Source organism: Collinsella sp. AF19-1LB, from assembly GCF_003459655.1.
Classification (GTDB): Bacteria; Actinomycetota; Coriobacteriia; order Coriobacteriales; family Coriobacteriaceae; genus Collinsella.
The window spans coordinates 61,973-79,929 of the sequence record NZ_QRWO01000007.1 but is presented as its reverse complement, the minus strand read 5'-3'; the positions used below and the strand labels follow the sequence as shown (position 1 = coordinate 79,929).

The window sequence follows — 17,957 nt, the reverse complement described above, 5'->3', positions numbered from 1 at the left end:
TGGCCGCTGCGCGGCCAGCAGACTAAAGTCTTGAATAAAAAGCCCGCCGATCAAATGATCGACGGGCATAGGCATAGAGCATTGGTTCAATAAATGCCGAGCATCAACGTGTTTCCGGCTAGAAAACGTCCTTGGCAAACACCTTAGCGTCATTGGGGACCTGACAGATTTCGATGGCCACGCCATCGCCCAGGAGCTCTTGGATATGCTCGGCATCTTTCTCGGTCGCAAAGATCGCAGGGGTCGGATGAAGCGTGGTCTCAGGGGTCTTTCGGGTTCCGCCCAGATTGATCTCTTTGATGTCTTTGCAACCCTTAGCGAGACGATAGACATCTTCAATCGTCTCAGTGATGATAAACAGCGAATACTTGTCGGTAACGCCGCTGTTGAGCGCCTCGATAGCAGCGTCAACATCCTTGATGACGAGTTTAACGCCGTTGGGGCGGGCGAGCCTCAAGGCCGCCTTCCTCATGTCGTCTTTTGCCACAGCATCGCTGGCAAGCAAGATGCAATCTACATCCAAAGCGTGAGTCCAGGACATGGCAACTTGGCCGTGAATCAGTCGGTAATCAACTCTCGTAAGCTTAATCATCGTTATCATCTCCGCACGTGATAAAGGGAATGACAGGTGTGGCCCCTAGCTAGGGCTCGAACCAGAACTAACTAGAACTCTTCTTCCTCGGCGCCGGCAAGCATGTCCGCCGCCTCGCAAAGCTGAATAAACGAACGCGATCCCTCGACCGCGGCTTTGGCCTTGTCCGCATCCAGGGAGTCCAGCTGTGTAACCATTTCCACCAGCAGCGGCAAGTTCATTCCAGCGATTAACGTAAACGATCCGTCGGTCTGCCTCTGAATGAATTCGTTGTTTACAGAGCCGCCAAAGATGTCAGTCACGACAAACCAAGAGTCGGCAGGGTCCCTCGTCTCCATCCATGCATCAAGCAACGCCGCGACGTCCCTTGAATCGTCATCGACATAGGCGCACAGGCACTCGATTCGGTCGTTGGTGCCCATCAGAATCTCCAGAGAGCTTTTCATGCCTTGGGCGAGATAACCATGACTCGCTAGCAATATCTTATTCATAGTTCTCCAATACCAATAGGACGTACTATATTGTCATAACAAAGTATATTAGCAATCTACCCTACGTGGTGTGTCTATTTTCCAAATCCGCGAACGGTAACAATTGGTCGGTAAATCGACCAATCTATCGCTAATTTACAAATAGAACTTCAGTCGCTCGGTGCAGTACACCTGACGGGAGATAAAAAGCGGCTCGCCACTTGGGGCATAACGTCTATCGACAAACAGAAGCAGCGAAGAGTCCAGCTCCACGTTAAGGTATGCCGCCTCGAGCTCGCTCGCATAGCAGACCTCGAGCGTACGCGTGTTGGGACCCATCTTGATCCCCTGGCGATCGAGTACCGCCATCAGCGAATCATCGAGGGACTCATGCTCCAAAAAAGAAAGCGCAGCGGAATAGCTATTGGTTTCCAGCATCGTGGGCTTGCCATCCACAAGGCGCAGACGACGGCTACGCAATACCTTTTGGGTATCGTCTACGCCCAGGAACTTCGCGTCTCGCAGACTTGGGAAGTCCCAGCCCATTTCGAGAACCCTGGTAGACGCCTGTTTGCCCGCAAGCTGGCACGAATGGGTAAAGCTCTCACGGTCGTCCGCGGCATACATCTGCGTGTCCGACGAAACGAACGTGCCCTTGCCGCGGGCCCTCTCAACAAGCCCAGCATCTTCCATTTCTTTAATTGCGGAGCGAACCGTTATTCGGCTCACGCCAAATTGCTCGATAAGCTCCGCCTCGGTCGGAAGCTTATCTCCCGGGCGGTACGTGCCGTTGGCGATTGAATCAGAAAGCGCACGAACAATCTGTTTGTACAGGGGGATAACGCTATTTGCCTCAACCATATCAACCATACCTTTACAAGGAATCAGCAGCCTATAGATAAATGACTTATATTGTATTAGAACTTTTTAGCACTCCACGCCATTTCCTATAATGTTTTAGCAAACGAGGGGTTATTTTGCGTAAGCGGTGTAGAGTCCATCCATTTCCGCATACAGCTTCAATCTGATGGCGGTATATGCATCCGATAAGCCGATTGATTTTTATCTTCTACCTGTCTCACATTCATCCCTCGTCGTAGAGATGAATGTGAGGTGAGAGATACGTACTTGACGCGCGAGCGTGGATATTTGGACGGTTTTTGGGCTTTTGGCGGCCGATTTCGTCCGAAAATCCACGCTCATGCGGCAGACGTCCGAATTTCCACGCTCGTGTGCCAGAAAATCCACGCTCATCCGGCAGATTGGTCGAAGGCCCCATATGGGTATACTCTCGAGGATTCGACTCGATTCGCCCCCGCTGGGGCGCCAAAGGAGACTGCATATGCCCACTACCTCAACCGACCCGCGCGCCGCTGCTGCCGCGCTGCTGGTGCCCGGCACCACCTGCCACGGCTTTGCCGTCGAGCGCTGTGAGACCGTGCCCGAGCTCGACTCGGACGCTTACGTACTGCGCCATACCACCTCGGGCGCGCGCCTGCTGTACCTAGCGTGCGACGACGAAAACAAGGCCTTTGCCATTGGCTTTAAGACGCCGCCGGCCGATTCCACCGGCGTGTTCCATATTCTTGAGCACTCGGTACTGTGCGGATCGGCCAAGTTCCCCGTCAAGGAGCCGTTTGTCGACCTGATCAAGAGCTCCATGCAGACGTTCCTCAACGCCATGACCTACCCCGACAAGACCATCTACCCGGTCGCCACCACCAACGAGCAAGACCTGTACAACCTGATGGACGTGTACCTGGACGCGGTGTTCAACCCGGCCATCTATACCAAGCCCACCATTTTTGAGCAGGAGGGCTGGCACTACGAGCTGGACCTGCCGGAGGGCGCTGGCGGCGACGGCAGCGCCGCCAGCCTGCGCGAGGGCACGCTGCGCTATAACGGTGTAGTGTTCAACGAGATGAAGGGCGCGCTGTCCGACCCCATGAGCGTGCTGGACGACGCCGTCAACGCCGCGCTCTATCCCGATACCGCCTATGCGCACGAGAGCGGCGGCGACCCGCGCGCGATTCCCGCGCTCACCTACGAGCAGTTCCTGGATACGCACGCGCGCCACTACAACCCCTCCAACTCCTACATCACGCTCTACGGCGACCTGGACGTGGACCGCGCCCTGGCCTTTTTGGACGAACGCTATCTGTCGCGGTCGAGTGCCGCGAGCCGCCGCATGGACGCCGCCGTCGCCGCCGGCGAGGACCCGTCCGCGCTGGCGCCCAATCCGCTGGACGCGCAGGCGCCTGTGACCTGCGAGTACAAGCGCGTCGAGATGGCCACCACGCCCGAGAACGCCCTGGTAGGCCTGGGCCTTGTGCTGGGTAGCGCGCTCGACCGCAAGCGCACGATCGCAGCGGACATCCTGTTCGAGGCGCTGCTGGGCTCCAACGAGGCGCCGGTTAAGAAGGCTATCCTGGCGGCAGGCCTGGGCGGCAACGTGGTGAGCTACACCGCGGCCGAGTGCCTGCAGCCCTACGAGCTCATCATGCTGCAAAACGCGCAGCCCGGTGTGGCACGCGAGCTGCGCCGCGTGTTCCAGGACGCCTGCCGCGACCTGTGTGAGCACGGCGTTCCGCGCGAGCGCCTGGAAGCTATCATCAGCAGCAACGAATACGACCTGCGCCAGCGCGACTACGGTATCGCCGACGGCGTGGCCATTGCGTGCGACGCGCTGAGCACGTGGCTCTACGATGACGATGCCGCGACGCTGGCACTCAAGTATGGCCCGGTGTACAAGGAGCTGCGCGGCGAGCTGGACGGTAGCTACTTTGAGGACCTGCTGCGCGAGCTGGTGCTGGAGAACGACTACACGGCGCTCGTCGAGCTGGTGCCGGTGGATGCTGGTGCTGGCTCGGAGGGTGCCGAGGCCGCTGAGCTGGCAGCCAAGCGCGACGCCATGACCGATGCCGAGCTGGCCGACGTGGTCGAGCGCACGGCTGCGCTGCGTGCCGCGCAGGAGGCCGAGGACACGCCCGAGGACAAGGCCACGCTGCCGCGCCTGCGCGTGTCCGACATTGGCGAGGCGCGCCCCGAGCCGCCGCTGGTCGTAGACACGACCGCGCCCATCCCCTGCCTGCGCCACGGCATCCCCACCAACCGCCTGGCCTACGCCATGCAGTATTTCGACCTGAGCTGCGTCGCATTTGAGGACCTGCCCTATGTGACGCTGCTCTGCCGCCTGCTCAAGCAGCTGCCCACGCGCGAGCATTCGGCCGAGGAACTCGACAACCTTATCGCCGGCAAGCTGGGCTTTTTGAGCTTTACGACCGAAGTTATGACGCAGCCCGACGTGGACGGCGCGCGCCCCTACCTGCTGGTGAGTGCCGGCGCCCTGTCCGAGAAGATCGACGCGCTGGCGAGCCTGCCGCGCGAGGTGTGGTCGAGCACGCTGCTGGCGGACGCCGACGCCGACCGCGTGCGCGACGTGCTCACACAGATTCGCATTGGTCTTGAGCAGGGCTTTATCAACAACGGTCACTCGGCGGCACTCGGTCGCGCGATGAGCTACAGCTCGCCTTCGGCCGTGGTGCGCGAGCAGCTTTCGGGCGTGGATTTCTATCTGTTCCTGCGCGATCTGCTCGAGCACTTTGACGAGCGCCTGGACGACCTGCGCGCCAAGCTTGCCGAGCTGGCGGAGCGTATCTTTGTAGCCGATGGCTGCATGGCGAGCTTTACCGGCAGCGACGAGGACTTTGACGCGTACTGGGATGCCGCGGGTAACCTGGGGCTGGACGCTGGCGACGACGTCGATGCCGGCCGCGACGCGCTCGTGGTGCCGACGCCGCGCGACCGTCACGAGGCCTTTGTCATTCCCAGCGACATTTGCTTTGCGGCAAGCGCGTGCGACCCGCGTCGTCTGGGCATTGACGTGACGGGAGCCTGGGCCGTGGCTGCCAACGCGCTCTCCTACGACTACCTGTGGAACGAGATCCGCGTGAAGGGCGGTGCGTACGGCTGCGGATTCCGCGCAGCCGGCGAGCGCCAGACGGCGTTCTATACCTACCGCGACCCGGCAATCGACCCCTCGATTGAGCGTGTGGAACGCGCAGGCGAATGGCTCGGCAGCTTTGAGCCCGACGAGGCCGCCTTCGAGGGCTTTATCGTGAGCTGCGTAAGTGGCATGGACGCGCCGGTGAAGCCGTACGCGCTCACCAAGCGCCGCAACACGACCTACCTGGCCGGGCTCGATCCGCACGCGCGCGAGGAGCGTCGCGCCCAGATGCTCGCCGCCACGCCCGGTGAGCTGCGCTCGCTCGGCGCCGATGTGACGCGCATCGCAGCCGCGTCGCCCACCTGCGTCTTTGGCGGCCGCGACGTCATCGCCAAGAGCAACGCCGGCTTCAACGTAGTCGACCTGCTCGCCTAACGCACAAAGGTAGATTTTTGGGACATACCCGAAAATCTACCTTTTTCTTTAACGGGCGGGGTGGAGCGAGCCGGCTTTGGCACGGGATGCACCGCACCGCCCGCCGGTTTGTCTAAATCTGTAACAGTTGGGCAGGAATATGGGCTCAAAACGTTACAGATCGAGACAGTTCTGGATGACACCAGCCCTTTGTCTCGATCTGTAACATCTGAGCCCATTTTTGCCGAGTAACTGTTACAGATTTAGACAAACCACTACGGACGCTAGCCTCAGCCCAAACCACCACAAAGGTGTCCCCTTTGTGGTGGTTTGGGCCGTCATTATCGCGTTTGCCCAGATAAAACCTGCCAAAATAAACCTGTCCCTTTTTGGCAGGTTTCCCGCGGCTAGCGCACCTGGTAGGCGCGGGCGTTTCGCGCCGAGAGGAAGACCGTGGAGCCGTTATGGATGAGCGAGCTCACCTGCGGGGCGATAAGGCCCGCGACGCCTCCCGCCAACAGCAGCGAGTTGAGGCCGATGACCTCTCTAAACGATGCGTCCATGCGCTCCTCGAGCCCAAGCGCCAGACGGCGCAGCACCACGAGCGAGGAAAGGTCGCCGTCGGTGAGCGTGATGTCGGCGACCTCTTTGGCGATCGCGGTACCCGAGCCCATGGCCACGCCCACGTTGGCGGCCGAAAGCGCCGGCGAGTCGTTGACGCCGTCGCCCACCATGACCACGCGGCGCCCGGCCGCGCGCATCTGCTCGACCACGGTGTGCTTGTCCTCGGGCAAGAGGTCGGCGCGGAACTCATCGATCCCCGCCTTGCCCGCGATGCGCGCGGCGGCGTTGGCGTTGTCGCCCGTGAGCATCACGATATGCTCAAAGCCCAGCGCGCGGAGCTGTGCCAGCGCCTCGGGCGCGCCCGGCTTGAGCGGGTCCTGGATGCCGATTGCACCCTTGAGCACGCCATCGACCGCTAGGTAGAGCTTCGAGAGGCCGTCGAGCTTCTCCTCGATCAGCGCCCGCACATCGTCGGCGATCGTGACGCCCTCGTCCTCGACCACAAAATGCTCGGAGCCGATCACGCAGCGCTTGTCGTCGAGCGAGCTCGCAATACCATGCGCCACCAGGTACTCGACCTCGGCATGACGCTCGCGGTGCTCGAGCCCGGCCTCGGCAGCCGCATTGACCACGGCGCGCGCCACCGGGTGCGGAAAGTGCTCCTCAAGGCAGGCCGAGAAGCGCAGCACCTGCGTGCGGTCCCAGCCATCGAACGAAAGCACGTCCGCCACCTGTGGGGCAGCGGCAGTCAGGGTGCCCGTCTTGTCGAAGACGATGGTGTCGGCCGTGGCGAAGGCCTCAAAATGCTTGGAGCCCTTGACGGTGAAGCCCTCGCGCGCGCTCTGGCTCATGGCCGTGAGCACGCTGATGGCGCCCGTGAGCTTGAGCGCGCAGGAGTAGTCGACCATGAGCGCGGCACTCGTGCGCACCAGGCTGCGGGTCTTGAAGTAGACGCCCGCGGCGAGCAGGAAGTTCCACGGCACAAAGGCGTCGGCCATATGCTCACGGCGGCTGAGCGACTCGGCCTTTAAGGCCTCGGACTGCTCGACCAGGCTCACGATCGAGCGCAGCTTGGTATCGGTCGCGGCAGCGCGCACGCGCACGTAGGCCTCGCCGTCCTCCACGGCCGTGCCGGCAAAGACGTCGTCGCCCACGCTGCGCTCGATAGCCAGCGGCTCGCCGGTGAGCGTGGACTGGTTGACCATGGCGCAGCCCCATTCGACGGTACCGTCGACGGGGATGGGCATGCCGGTGCGCACCACGATGAGGTCGCCGGCGACAAGGCTCGATGCCTGGACGCGGCGCTCCTCTGCCCCGCGCACCGTGGCATCGCCGCAGGGGATGAGCTGCGCGTAGTCGGGCACATCGAGCAGCGAGTAGATGAGCTGGTTTTGCGACTGCGCACGGGTGTAGTCCTCGAGGAGCTCACCCAGGTTGAGCAGCAGCATCGTGCTGGCAGCGGTGCGCCAGTCACGCTTGAGGAAGGAGATGCCGATGGCCGCGGCGTCGAGCACGGGCACGTCGAGGCGCGCGCCGGCAAGAGATGCGAGCGCGGCCCTGAGAAAGCCGCGATAGCTCCAGACGGTATAGATCGTGGAGAGCGGCGCCGGCAGGAACCAGCGGCGGGCTAAATGTCCGCCGAGGAGCGTGGCGATATCCATGAGCAGACTGTTGGTGCGCGGCGCAAGCGCGACGGTGCAGTCGCGACGGGCCTCGTCCACGGCCGTGCGGTCGATAGCGGCGATGGCGGCGAGCGCCTGGGCGCGGGCGGCAGGGTCAAACGCGACGGCGAGCGAGCCCGTGCGCGGATAGACCGTCGCCTTTTGGATGACGGGATGTTGGCGGAGGGCGCGCGTGAGGGCGTCGATGTCCGCCTCGGGCACGCGACCGGCGAGCTTAACGCGCACGCGGCCGGGGACCTCGTGTTGGATGGTGTAGTTCATGCGTGAAGGCCTCTCTTGGTATGGGGCGTCAAACGTGTGCCCAAAAGAGCAGCAGCTGCGTCGCTTGGGGGCGATCGCAGCTGCTTAGAGTCGTTGAGACAAGCGTTGGGCGCGAGGTCTACTCGGCCTTGCCGCCCTCGACGACCTCCACGTCAACGGGGTTGTTGAGGTACTCGGCCTCGGCAACGATGTCGTCGACCTGGGCCTTGGCCTGCTCGACGATATCCTGGTAGCCGGCCTTGACGCGCATGCCGGCGGCAACGGTAGCCACAGCGGCACGCTTGGCGGTGTCGGACGCGAGGGCCTTGGGAACAACGACGCCCAGGACGGCGCCGGCGGCAACGAGCAGGGAGTGAGTCTTGGAAATGCTGACCATGAATGATCCTTTCGGACGTGTGGATAGAACGGTAATTAGTTCAGACTAACATTCTTTGAGTAGACGAGGATGCAAAGTCACCGTACGGCAACCCCGAAGGCGCGTCTTTTTGCGTTGTGCTGCTGAACTGGGGTTCAATCTACCCCGCAAGTGGGAAGGTAGGCCATGGTAACTCGCGTTATGCACATCTCGACCATAGTTGCGCACATGCAACAGTTGGCGGTGGCTAACCACCGGATTGCTGGCCGACCTAAGGGCCGGCGGTTGACCCGTTTGCCCTCGCGACGGAAGGGATAGACTTTGTAGCAACCGAACAGCTGCTTTGGAGGAATGCATGCTTAACGTTGCGCAACACAAACAAGCCGCCCGCGTCAAAGCGCTTGCCCGGCGCGACGACATCCCGCAGGCTCTCCGTGAGCAAAAGTCGGCCTCGATATCCTCCCAGCTCGCGGCAAAACTCGACCGGCTGCTCGACAGCCATCAAGGCGGCCCGGTAACCGTGGCAACGTATGCGGCAATAGGATCCGAGCCCGATCCTTCCGCATTTGCCAGCTATGCCGAGCGGCGCGGCTGCCGCGTCGCGTACCCCTGCATGCTCTCATCAGCCGAAGCCGCTGCGTGCGGCCAGCGCATGTGTATGAGGGCCGTCGCCGTCGGCGATGCGCCCGCGGCCCCGTTTATCGCCCGCCCCACGCGGGCCTTCGCGGCCACGGACATCGACAGCGGCCGTTTCCCCATCGTGTCTGACGAAACTCTCGACATGATCGTCGTGCCGCTCGTAGCTTTCGACCGCGCCGGCTCGCGCCTGGGCTACGGCGGAGGCTGCTACGACCGTTACCTGCCCATGCTCTCGCCCGCATGCCAAATCGTCGGCATCGCCTTTGACGAACAGCGCGTCGACCACGTCCCCACCGATGCCCACGACCTGCCGCTACCCAACATCATCAGCGCCTAACCGCTGGCAGGCCTCATTACACGAGCGCAGTCTAGTGCTCCTCGCCGGCGCGGGCCAGGTCGTAGGGCGTGGTCTGGTAGACGTAGTAGTTGAGCCAGTTGGTATAGAGCAACTGAGCCTGGCTGCGCCAGACGTTGCGCGGCTCGGCCGTGGGGTCGTCGTTTGGGAAGTAATGCGCCGGCACCTGGGGGCTGAGCCCGCGCTTCACGTCGCGCTCGTACTCCAGGCGCAACGTGTCGGTATCGTACTCGGGGTGGCCAAATACAAAGAAGCGGCGGCTGTCGGTCGACTTGACGATGTACAGGCCCACCTCGTCGGACACGGCCACGACCTCAAGCTGCGGCTCGGCCTCCACGTCCTCGCGGCGCACATCGGTGTTGCGCGAATGCACGGCATAGAAACGGTCGTCAAAGCCGCGGACCAGCGGGCTCTGCGGCTTCACCAGATAATGCTCAAAGACGCCGCTCGCCTTAGCCGGCAGGTCGTACTTCTGAATACCGTAGTGGTGATACAGGCCCGCCTGCGCGCCCCAGCAAATGTGCAGCGTGGAGTGCACGTGCGTGGTAGACCAATCCATGATCTGGCAGAGCTCGGGCCAGTAGTCGACCTCCTCGAACGGCATCTGCTCCACCGGCGCGCCCGTGATGATCAGGCCGTCGTAGTGGATGTCGCGGATGTCGTCGAACGTGCGGTAGAACGTCTCCAGGTGGCCGGCGCTTACGTGCGTGGCCTCGTGCGTCTTGGTGCGCAGCAGGTCCACCTCCACCTGCAGCGGCGTGTTGGAGAGCTTGCGCATGATTTGCGTCTCGGTGGCGATCTTGGTGGGCATGAGGTTGAGGATGAGCACGCGCAGCGGGCGGATGTCCTGGTGCAGCGCGCGGTACTCGGTCATGACAAAGATGTTCTCGCTCTCGAGCTGCGCGGCGGCAGGGAGGGCGTCGGGGATGCGAATGGGCATGGATGCTCCTTACGAGTCAGTTGCAGCTATGGTACAACGAGCGGGCACATCCGCGCGAGCACATCGCTCAGCGATGCCGTCAGCGGTCCAAATCACTCCAAAAATAGAGATTAAGGTATGTCCCAAAAAATCTACGGCGCTTTAGTCTAGCAAAGTGGTAGCAGGACGCTACAATGGTTCGACGCGAAAAACTCGGCCGAAAGGATACATATATGTACCAGACGCGTAAGATCGGTGTGGTCGGCCAGGGCCACGTAGGAGCACATGTCGCCAACAGCCTGCTTATGCAGGGCATTGCCGATGAGCTGTACCTGTGCGATATCAACGAGGCCAAGGTGACGTCCGAAGTCCAGGACCTGCGCGACTCCCTTTCGTTTGTCCCGTATAACACCAAAATCGTCAACTGCTACGACCACTACGAGGAGCTGGCTTGCTGCGACGTCATCGTCAACGCCGCCGGCAAGGTCGCGCTGGCCGCCGGCAACCGCGACGGCGAGCTGTTCTTTACCACCGACGCTGCCCGCACCTTTGCCAAGCGCATCGTCGACGCCGGCTTTGACGGCATCTTTGTGAGCATCTCCAACCCCTGCGACGTCGTGTGCACCGAGCTGTGGCACCTGACCGGCTACGATCCCAAGAAGATCATCGGCTCGGGCTGCGGCCTGGACTCCGCCCGCCTGCGCACCGAGATCTCCAAGAAGGTCGGCGTGAGCCCCAAGTCCATCGACGCCTACATGATCGGCGAGCACGGCTTTAGCCAGCTGGCCGCCTTTAAGTCCGCGACCATCGCCGGCAAGAGCCTTAACGAGCTTCAGGCCGAAAACCCCGACAGGTACGCCTTCGACCACATGGAGATCGAGGAGCTCGCGCGCAAGGGCGGCTATGTGACCTACCAGGGCAAGCAGTGCACCGAGTACGCCGTCGCCAACTCCGCCGCGCGCGTCTGCGCCGCCGTGCTGCACAACGAGCACGCCGTGCTTTCCGCCTCCACGCTCATGACCGGCCAGTATGGCGAGGAGGGCATCTTCACCTCCCTGCCGTGCGTGATCGGCGCCGAGGGCGTCGAGGAGGTCTACACGCTCGACCTTTCCGAGCACGAGCTCGAGGGCTTCCACAAGAGCTGCCAGCACATCCGCGACAACATCGCCCAGCTCGACTGGTGGGATGCCGAGGCCTACGACGCAAAGTAGGCCGCCGCTTGACGCGACACCTCGCTCATACGGACGCCATGTAAAGCGGGCCGCGCCGGAAACCCATCGGCGCGGCCCGCTTTTTATTGACCCCAACAGCATGCCTGCAGATTTAGGTCTAATACTTTTCCGCGAAGTGAACGAGCAAAAACGAGCCCCCGAAGCATCGACACTTTTCAGACGCCGTTTCCTGCGGTTTCGCCGAGTTTTTCCTGCAGTTTTGGCGTCAAAAAGTGTGGATGCTTCGGGGGTCCAAAACAGGTCGTTCACTTCGCGGAAAAGTATTCGACTTCGTTTTCGCGCAGACACGAATCCGGCCGCCACAATGCAAAACGGGGTCCGCGCGCAGCACAGACCCCGTCAAAAAAGATAATTCCCGGTGCCTAGTACTGCTCGATGCCCATGTAGCGACGAACCTCGGGGCTGTGGTCAAACACCTTGCCGCGGGCGGCGCGCAGCTCGCAGCTCATGTTGTAGAAGAAGATCGGCTCCAGGAACGAACGCACGCTGGCGGGCACCTCGCCCACGCCGTACTCGAGGGCGTCGAGCACCATAATCGTATCGGTGTGCGTGTTGAGAAACGCGAGCGCGCGCTCCTCCATGGGGCGGCACTCGCCCGCGCCAAGCTGCACAAAGTAGAACACGCCGGGCTCGGTGGCCTCGAAGGGACCGTGGAAGTACTCGCCAGAGTGGATGTAGCAGCAGTGCTGCCACTGCATCTCCATGAGCGAGCAGATGGCCATGGCGTAGGTCTGGCTAAAGTTGGGGCCGGACCCCAGGATATAGAAGAACTTGTGCTGCTGGCAGAGCTCGGCAAAGCGGGCGCCCAGCTCGGCGTTGACCTTCTCGCGGGCGGCGGGCAGCAGCGCATCCATCTGCTTAAGGCCGGCGTACATGTCGGCGAGCGCCTCGTAGCCCTCCTGCTGGTCGAGCAGCTCGGCAGCCATCAGAACACCGATGCCCTGCGGGACCTCGGCCTGCGACTCGCCCTTGCCCCACGGATAGACCCAGGTTGTCCACTTGCCGCTGTCGATCTTGGAGCCCGCATAGTCGGTCATGGTCACGACCTCGGCGCCGGCAGTCAACGCCATCTCGCAACCGTCGATGACCTCCTGCGTGTTGCCACTGTGGCTGCAGGCGACGACGAGCGACTTCGGCCCCAGGCTCTTGGGGGCCATCAGGCAAAACTCGCGCGCGGTGTAGACCGTCGAGGTAAACGTGGTCGCCTCGCGCTTGAGCAGTTCGTTAGCCGGCATGAGGTCGATCATCGAACCGCCGCAGGCAATCCAAAAGACGTTCTCAATCTTGCCCTTGCGCTCGATAATTTCCTGAACCAGATCGTGTGCGTTCATGGTGATGTCCCTCCTTGTGTGGCGGTTTCGAACGACGACAGCTCGTACCTGCGATCGTTCTATGTTGTTCTATTTATAGCATGCGAGCTGTCACAGGTGAAGTCGTTTCAGCAGATTTGTTCTATGTTGTTCTATCTATGGACGTTAGATGTCGAACACGTAGCGCGAGCCCACGATCTTTTGGCGCCCGAGCAGCAGGGGCCGCCCGTCTGCATCGGTAAAGTACGCCTCCATATAGAAGAGCGGCTCGCCGACCGGCACCTCCAGCAGCGGGGCCGCCTGAGCATCGGCAAGCGCAATCTCCACGGTGCAGGGGTCGGACTTGAGCGGCGCGCGGCCCGAATGCTCGGCAACGAGTGCAAAGATCGAGTTATCGGCAAGGTCCTCGTCGGCAAGCGTCTGCAGGTAGGGATGGTCGGCCAGCACAAAAGAGTTGTTCTCGAGCATGACGGGCACGCCATCTGCCGTGCGCACGCGCTCGACTACGATGAGCTCGCAGCCGGGCTCCACGCCAAAGAACGCCGCGTCCTCGCGCGTCGCCGCGACCACCGTGCGCGACACCAGGCGCGCTCCGGCAACCATGTCGTTGGCGGCGCAGCCCTCGGTAAAGCTCTGGACGTCGCCTTTCTGGCGAATCTTACGCTTGAGCTTGGGGGCGCACACAAAGGTGCCCCTCCCCTGCTGGCGGTTGAGATACCCCGCGCGCGACAGCTCCTCGATGGCGCGGCGCACGGTGATGCGCCCCACGCCGTAAGACTTCGCGAGCTCCATCTCGGAAGGAATGCGCGAGCCGGCCGCATACACGCCGCGCGCGATCTCGCCCTTCAGGTCGTCCATGACCTGCTGGTACAGTGGTACGGCGGATACGCCAGCGCGGTCGGTTTTATCGTCGGTTGCCATCGTTACGCTCCATCCCGCGCATGCTCGGACTCAAACTCTTCAATCGCCGCCATAAACTGCTCGCCAAAGGCGTCGGCCTTTTTCTCGCCGATGCCGTTGACCTGGATAAGCTCGTCGCGCGTCTGCGGACGCAGGCGGCACAGGCCGCGCAGGGCCTTGTCGGAGAAGACCATATACGGCGCCATCTCCAGCTCGGTCGAGATTTCCTTGCGCAGGGCGCGCAGGCGCTCGAACAGCTCGGCATCATCGCCCACGCGCGGGCGCTGATCCAGCTCGGCCTCCTCGCGCAGCAGATCCACCGCACGGCGGGCGCGGGCCGAGGCCTTGCGCTTGGACGCGCGACGCTTAACGGTAAAGGCAAACGCCTCGTCCTCGACCTCGCCGGCACGCGGACCCAGTCCCACGACCGGGTACTGTCCCTGTGAGGTGGCCAGATAACCGCGGCCGCACAGCTGACCGATGATGTTCTTAATGCGCCCGACCGATTCGCTCGACAGCTCACCGTAGCCGCGGTCCTCGTCCAGATGCATCTGGCGAATGCGCTCGGTATTGCCGCCGTGGAGCACGTCGGCGATGAGTGACTTGCCAAAGCGCATGGGGCGCGTGGCCACATAGCGCACGGTGGCGCGGGCCATATCGGTGACGTCCTCGACCTCGAACTGCGTGAGGCAGTTGCTGCAGTTGCCGCAGCCCTCGGCTTCGTCCGTGGCGGTGGCGCCCGCACCAGCCGCAGCAGCATGCTCGGCCGCGGCCTCGTCGCCAAAGTAGCGCAGCATGTATTCGCGCAGGCAGCCGGTGGTATTGCAGTAGCCCTCCATCTGGCTGAGCAGACGATATCGGTTCTGGAGCGCCCACGCGCGCTGCTCGTCGTCGAGCGTCTCGTCGGCCGCATCGCCGCGGTCGATCAAAAAGCGGCGCATGCGAAAATCGTTGCCGTTCCACAGCAAATGGCAGCTGGCCGGATCGCCATCGCGGCCGGCGCGGCCCGCCTCCTGATAGTAAGCCTCGATGCTCTCGGGCACGTTGTTATGGATGACGTAGCGCACGTTGGGCTTGTCGATACCCATGCCAAAGGCGTTGGTGGCGACCATCACCTGAATGTCGTCGTCGATAAAGGCACGCTGGCTCTGACGACGGGCGTCGTTGCCCATGCCGGCATGGTAGCGGCCCACGCGAATGCCGCTGGGGCCCAGAGCCTCGGCAAGCTCTCCTGCCAGCGCATCGACGGTCTTGCGGGTCGAGCAATACACGATGCCGCTCTCGCTCGAATGCGCGATCACATAGTCGCGCACCCACGCGGTCTTAGCCTTGTCGCCCATCTCCTCGCAGCCAAAGTAGAGGTTCTTGCGATCGAAGCCCGTCACCACCGTCGCCGGGTTTTGCAGGCCGAGCATCTGCTGAATGTCCGCACGCACGCGCTCAGTCGCTGTAGCGGTAAAGGCCGCCACGATGGGGCGCTGCGGCAGGGAATCGATAAACTCGCGAATCTGCAGGTAGGCGGGGCGGAAATCCTGACCCCATTGGCTCACGCAGTGGGCCTCGTCAATGGCCACGAGCGGAACGCCGATGCCGCCTTCGGCCGCAGCTTCCTGCGCAAAGGCCAGAAAACGCGGCTCGAGCAGGCGCTCAGGTGCCACATACATAAGCTGGTAGCGACCCTCGCGCGCCCGCTTGAGCACGGTATTTTGCTGAGCCGGCGTAAGGCTGGAGTTGAGATAGCTGGGGCGCGCGCCCGCCGCGAGCAGTGCGCGGGTCTGGTCCTCCATAAGCGACAGCAGCGGACTCACCACAAAGGTGATGCCGGGCAGCATGAGCGCAGGCACCTGGTAGCAAATGGACTTGCCGGCACCTGTGGGCATAACGCCGAGCGCATCGCGGCCGGCAAGGATCGCATCGACCATGCGGTCCTGCCCCGGGCGAAACGAGGTGTAGCCAAAATAGGCGCTGAGCGTGTCGAGCGCCATCTGCTGCATGCTATCGGTCATGGTTTCCTAACGTCCAAGTCATCTGCCGCCGATTATACGCCGCCACGCGGACCGCTGCCGTACGGCTGTCAGCCACGCTCATTCTGCGGGTAGTCATTGGGGACGTTCTTGAATGACTAGTCGTTTAAGAACGTCCCCAATGACTACCACGGCAACGCCGATGTTTTGGCGCAGACAGCGAAAGCCCGTCAGAGCGAGCAAGGTGCCTTGAAACAAGGCGGCATTGATCTTCTGGTCATGCCGCCGAAGTTGAAAGGCAGATTGCCGCTCTGGCGAGCTTGCAGCGTCGAGCCGTTGCGCGGTTTGGTAAAACCGCGTAACTTACATCACCATGACGTAGCGGCTGCCCACGTAGTACTGCTTACCCATCAGGACCGGCTCGCCATTGGGGCCGATAAAGCCGGCGCGCAGGTTGAGCAGCGGGTCGTGCGGGGCAATGCCCAGCTCGGCGGCCTGTTCGGCGTTGGCGCGAACGGCCTCGACCGTGCGGTAGCCAACCGAGACAATCGGCGTTCCGCTAACACGCTCGACCTCGGCAAAAATCGACTTGTCCTCAAGATCGGCCGTCAACAGCTCGCGGTATGCATCAAACGGCACAAAGATGTTCTCCTCAAAGATGGGCTCGCCGTCGGCTGTACGTACGCGCTTGATGTGCAGCAGCAGCGCGTCCTTCTGCAGGCCAAAGAACTCCATCTCGTTTTGACGTGCCGGCACAATCTGGCGATCGATCACATGCGCGCCCGCCTTCATGCCGTTATCGGCGCAAAGCTCGGTGAACGTCTGCAGCGTCGAAGCGTGGAACTGGCGGTTGATGTGCGGCGTGGAGACAAAGGTGCCGCGGCCCTGCTGCTTAACCAGGTAGCCATCGGAGCACAGCTCCTCGACGGCGCGACGCACCGTAATGCGGCTCACCTCATACTGTTCGGCAAGCTCAAGCTCAGATGGAATGCGCTCCTTTGGTGCATAAACACCTTTCTCAATCGCGTCCTTGATCTCGTCGTAAATCTGCTGGTAAAGCGGTGCATTTTTGGGCGCTGGCATATCTGATCACTCTTATCAAAATATCGAAATAACTAATACGTATATAACGTCTTTTTATATGTTACCTTAGTTTGATAAAACGATACACCGCATACAGCAAATCTTTACTTGCCGTCGTCCTGCTGCAAGCTTTCCTGATCGTGCAGACGGGCCTGCCTGCTGGCCATGCGCGCGGGCTTGTCGGGATCGGGAACGGCCGTGGGCATGGGCTCGTCGACATGGCCGCCCCACCAGCCGCCCACAAAGTTAAGCGTGTGGAACACATTGATCACGGCGCCGGGATCAATGTCGCACACCAACTTGATGATGTCCTGGCTCTCGTAGGTCGAGACAACGGTGTGCAGCAGGTACATCTTTTCGCGGCTGTATCCGCCAACGACCTCGGCGCAGCTGATGCCGTGCTGAAAATGGTCGATATAGGCGTTCATGACCTCGTCGGCCTTGCGCGTCGTGATCTGCAGCGTCACGCGGTCGTAGCGACGGTAGAAGCTGTCGATGGTCTTGGTCGAAATAAACTGGAACACGATAGAATACGCCGCATTGTCCCAGCCAAACATAAAGCCAAAGATCGCCAGGATAAAACAGTTAAAGCCAAAGATGACGCCCCAGATGGTCTTGCCCGTGTGGTTGGAAACCCACAGCGCGATAAAGTCGGTACCGCCGGTGGATGCGCCGGACTTAAGCGCAATGGCAGCGCCCAGACCCGAGACCACGCCGCCAAAAATGATGAGCATGATCTTGTCGCCCAAAAACGGGGCGAAGTGAAAGATATTGAGAAACAGCGACGAAAGCACGACCTGCATCATCGAGAAGATGACGAAGCGCCTGCTGATGCCGCTCCAACACAGAAGCGCCACGGGGATGTTGAGCGCGAGCATGCCGAGCGAGATGTCGATATGAACGCCGCCGAGCGAGGTAACGCGATCGAGCAGGACCGCGACGCCGGTGAGACCGCTCGGAAGCAGGTCGGCGGGGCGAATGAACGCCTGGATCAGGAATGTCTGGAGAACGGCGGAAATTGTGACCGCCACAGCAGTGATGGCGCGGCGGACAATGGTAAGGCGGCCGAGCACGAGCACGCGGTCCGTGAGCTGATCGATGGCGTTCGCCACGTAGGCTCCTTTCGGAGGCAGATGTAGTTGTGGGGCATGTCGGCGATTGTAGCATGGAGCGCGAAAGGGCGCTTCAATTCACCCGCTCTCGACAACCAAAACGAGCCAGCATCTCCCCAACCAAAGAGCCCAAATTCCAAGTGAGTAGACTATTCGCGA

General features: G+C 61.7%; 14 protein-coding genes. 3 read left to right on the top strand and 11 right to left on the bottom strand.

Going from position 1 to position 17,957, the window contains the following annotated elements:
- Positions 1-118 precede the first annotated feature (118 nt).
- The 3 genes from DWX39_RS03310 to DWX39_RS03300 form a co-directional block, all read right to left on the bottom strand.
- Positions 119-592: a PTS sugar transporter subunit IIB gene (locus DWX39_RS03310; protein ID WP_117758504.1), complete on the bottom strand. Its 474-nt coding sequence runs from the start codon at positions 590-592 to the stop codon at positions 119-121.
- Positions 593-663: 71 nt separating this feature from the next.
- Positions 664-1,083, bottom strand: a complete 420-nt coding sequence (locus tag DWX39_RS03305) for a PTS sugar transporter subunit IIA (RefSeq protein WP_117758503.1) — start codon at positions 1,081-1,083, stop codon at positions 664-666.
- 135 nt (positions 1,084-1,218) lie between these two features.
- Positions 1,219-1,923, bottom strand: coding sequence for a GntR family transcriptional regulator (locus DWX39_RS03300; protein WP_117563729.1), 705 nt, complete (start codon positions 1,921-1,923; stop codon positions 1,219-1,221).
- 481 nt (positions 1,924-2,404) lie between these two features.
- On the opposite strand from DWX39_RS03300, the gene DWX39_RS03295 reads away from it, so the two are divergent.
- Positions 2,405-5,443, top strand: coding sequence for an insulinase family protein (locus tag DWX39_RS03295; protein WP_117758502.1), 3,039 nt, complete (start codon positions 2,405-2,407; stop codon positions 5,441-5,443).
- 386 nt (positions 5,444-5,829) lie between these two features.
- Here DWX39_RS03295 and DWX39_RS03290 read toward each other — a convergent pair whose 3' ends face one another.
- On the bottom strand, positions 5,830-7,929 hold the full coding sequence (locus DWX39_RS03290) for a heavy metal translocating P-type ATPase (protein WP_117758501.1): 2,100 nt from the start codon (positions 7,927-7,929) through the stop codon (positions 5,830-5,832).
- Positions 7,930-8,047: 118 nt separating this feature from the next.
- The gene (locus tag DWX39_RS03285; protein ID WP_117758500.1) at positions 8,048-8,305 is read right to left on the bottom strand and encodes a DUF6110 family protein; all 258 of its coding nucleotides are present in this window, start codon (positions 8,303-8,305) and stop codon (positions 8,048-8,050) included.
- A 334-nt stretch (positions 8,306-8,639) separates the two neighbouring features.
- Here DWX39_RS03285 and DWX39_RS03280 point away from each other — a divergent pair, with 334 nt between their 5' ends.
- Positions 8,640-9,260 (top strand): 5-formyltetrahydrofolate cyclo-ligase, encoded by a 621-nt coding sequence (locus DWX39_RS03280; RefSeq protein WP_117758499.1) that lies wholly within the window; start codon positions 8,640-8,642, stop codon positions 9,258-9,260.
- Between the two features lie 31 nt (positions 9,261-9,291).
- Here the strand turns inward: DWX39_RS03280 and metA are convergent, their stop codons facing one another.
- The gene (gene metA, locus DWX39_RS03275; RefSeq protein WP_117758498.1) at positions 9,292-10,218 is read right to left on the bottom strand and encodes a homoserine O-succinyltransferase; all 927 of its coding nucleotides are present in this window, start codon (positions 10,216-10,218) and stop codon (positions 9,292-9,294) included.
- A gap of 212 nt (positions 10,219-10,430) precedes the next feature.
- On the opposite strand from metA, the gene DWX39_RS03270 reads away from it, so the two are divergent.
- Complete coding sequence (locus DWX39_RS03270; RefSeq protein ID WP_117758497.1) at positions 10,431-11,408, top strand: L-lactate dehydrogenase; 978 nt, start codon at positions 10,431-10,433, stop codon at positions 11,406-11,408.
- Between the two features lie 383 nt (positions 11,409-11,791).
- Here the strand turns inward: DWX39_RS03270 and DWX39_RS03265 are convergent, their stop codons facing one another.
- From DWX39_RS03265 to DWX39_RS03245, 5 genes are all read right to left on the bottom strand, one after another.
- Positions 11,792-12,760 carry an SIS domain-containing protein gene (locus tag DWX39_RS03265; protein WP_117758496.1) on the bottom strand — a complete coding sequence of 323 codons (969 nt, stop codon included), beginning with the start codon at positions 12,758-12,760 and terminating at the stop codon, positions 11,792-11,794.
- A 144-nt stretch (positions 12,761-12,904) separates the two neighbouring features.
- On the bottom strand, positions 12,905-13,660 hold the full coding sequence (locus DWX39_RS03260; RefSeq protein WP_117758495.1) for a GntR family transcriptional regulator: 756 nt from the start codon (positions 13,658-13,660) through the stop codon (positions 12,905-12,907).
- A gap of 2 nt (positions 13,661-13,662) precedes the next feature.
- Entirely contained in the window at positions 13,663-15,645 is a 1,983-nt protein-coding gene (locus DWX39_RS03255) for an ATP-dependent DNA helicase RecQ (protein ID WP_117758494.1), read from the bottom strand.
- A gap of 321 nt (positions 15,646-15,966) precedes the next feature.
- On the bottom strand, positions 15,967-16,686 hold the full coding sequence (locus tag DWX39_RS03250; RefSeq protein WP_117758493.1) for a GntR family transcriptional regulator: 720 nt from the start codon (positions 16,684-16,686) through the stop codon (positions 15,967-15,969).
- A 104-nt stretch (positions 16,687-16,790) separates the two neighbouring features.
- Positions 16,791-17,798: a YitT family protein gene (locus tag DWX39_RS03245; protein WP_117758492.1), complete on the bottom strand. Its 1,008-nt coding sequence runs from the start codon at positions 17,796-17,798 to the stop codon at positions 16,791-16,793.
- Between the last annotated feature and the right edge of the window lie 159 nt (positions 17,799-17,957).

Excerpts from the sequence above, each read along its gene's own strand:
- metA (WP_117758498.1), bottom strand. The coding sequence starts at position 10,218 with ATGCCCATTCGCATCCCCGACGCCCTCCCTGCCGCCGCGCAGCTCGAG.
- DWX39_RS03270 (WP_117758497.1), top strand. The coding sequence starts at position 10,431 with ATGTACCAGACGCGTAAGATCGGTGTGGTCGGCCAGGGCCACGTAGGA.
- DWX39_RS03260 (WP_117758495.1), bottom strand. The coding sequence starts at position 13,660 with ATGGCAACCGACGATAAAACCGACCGCGCTGGCGTATCCGCCGTACCA.
- DWX39_RS03265 (WP_117758496.1), bottom strand. The coding sequence starts at position 12,760 with ATGAACGCACACGATCTGGTTCAGGAAATTATCGAGCGCAAGGGCAAG.
- DWX39_RS03280 (WP_117758499.1), top strand. The coding sequence starts at position 8,640 with ATGCTTAACGTTGCGCAACACAAACAAGCCGCCCGCGTCAAAGCGCTT.
- DWX39_RS03305 (WP_117758503.1), bottom strand. The coding sequence starts at position 1,083 with ATGAATAAGATATTGCTAGCGAGTCATGGTTATCTCGCCCAAGGCATG.
- DWX39_RS03295 (WP_117758502.1), top strand. The coding sequence starts at position 2,405 with ATGCCCACTACCTCAACCGACCCGCGCGCCGCTGCTGCCGCGCTGCTG.
- DWX39_RS03285 (WP_117758500.1), bottom strand. The coding sequence starts at position 8,305 with ATGGTCAGCATTTCCAAGACTCACTCCCTGCTCGTTGCCGCCGGCGCC.
- DWX39_RS03290 (WP_117758501.1), bottom strand. The coding sequence starts at position 7,929 with ATGAACTACACCATCCAACACGAGGTCCCCGGCCGCGTGCGCGTTAAG.
- DWX39_RS03310 (WP_117758504.1), bottom strand. The coding sequence starts at position 592 with ATGATTAAGCTTACGAGAGTTGATTACCGACTGATTCACGGCCAAGTT.
- DWX39_RS03250 (WP_117758493.1), bottom strand. The coding sequence starts at position 16,686 with ATGCCAGCGCCCAAAAATGCACCGCTTTACCAGCAGATTTACGACGAG.
- DWX39_RS03300 (WP_117563729.1), bottom strand. The coding sequence starts at position 1,923 with ATGGTTGAGGCAAATAGCGTTATCCCCCTGTACAAACAGATTGTTCGT.
- DWX39_RS03255 (WP_117758494.1), bottom strand. The coding sequence starts at position 15,645 with ATGACCGATAGCATGCAGCAGATGGCGCTCGACACGCTCAGCGCCTAT.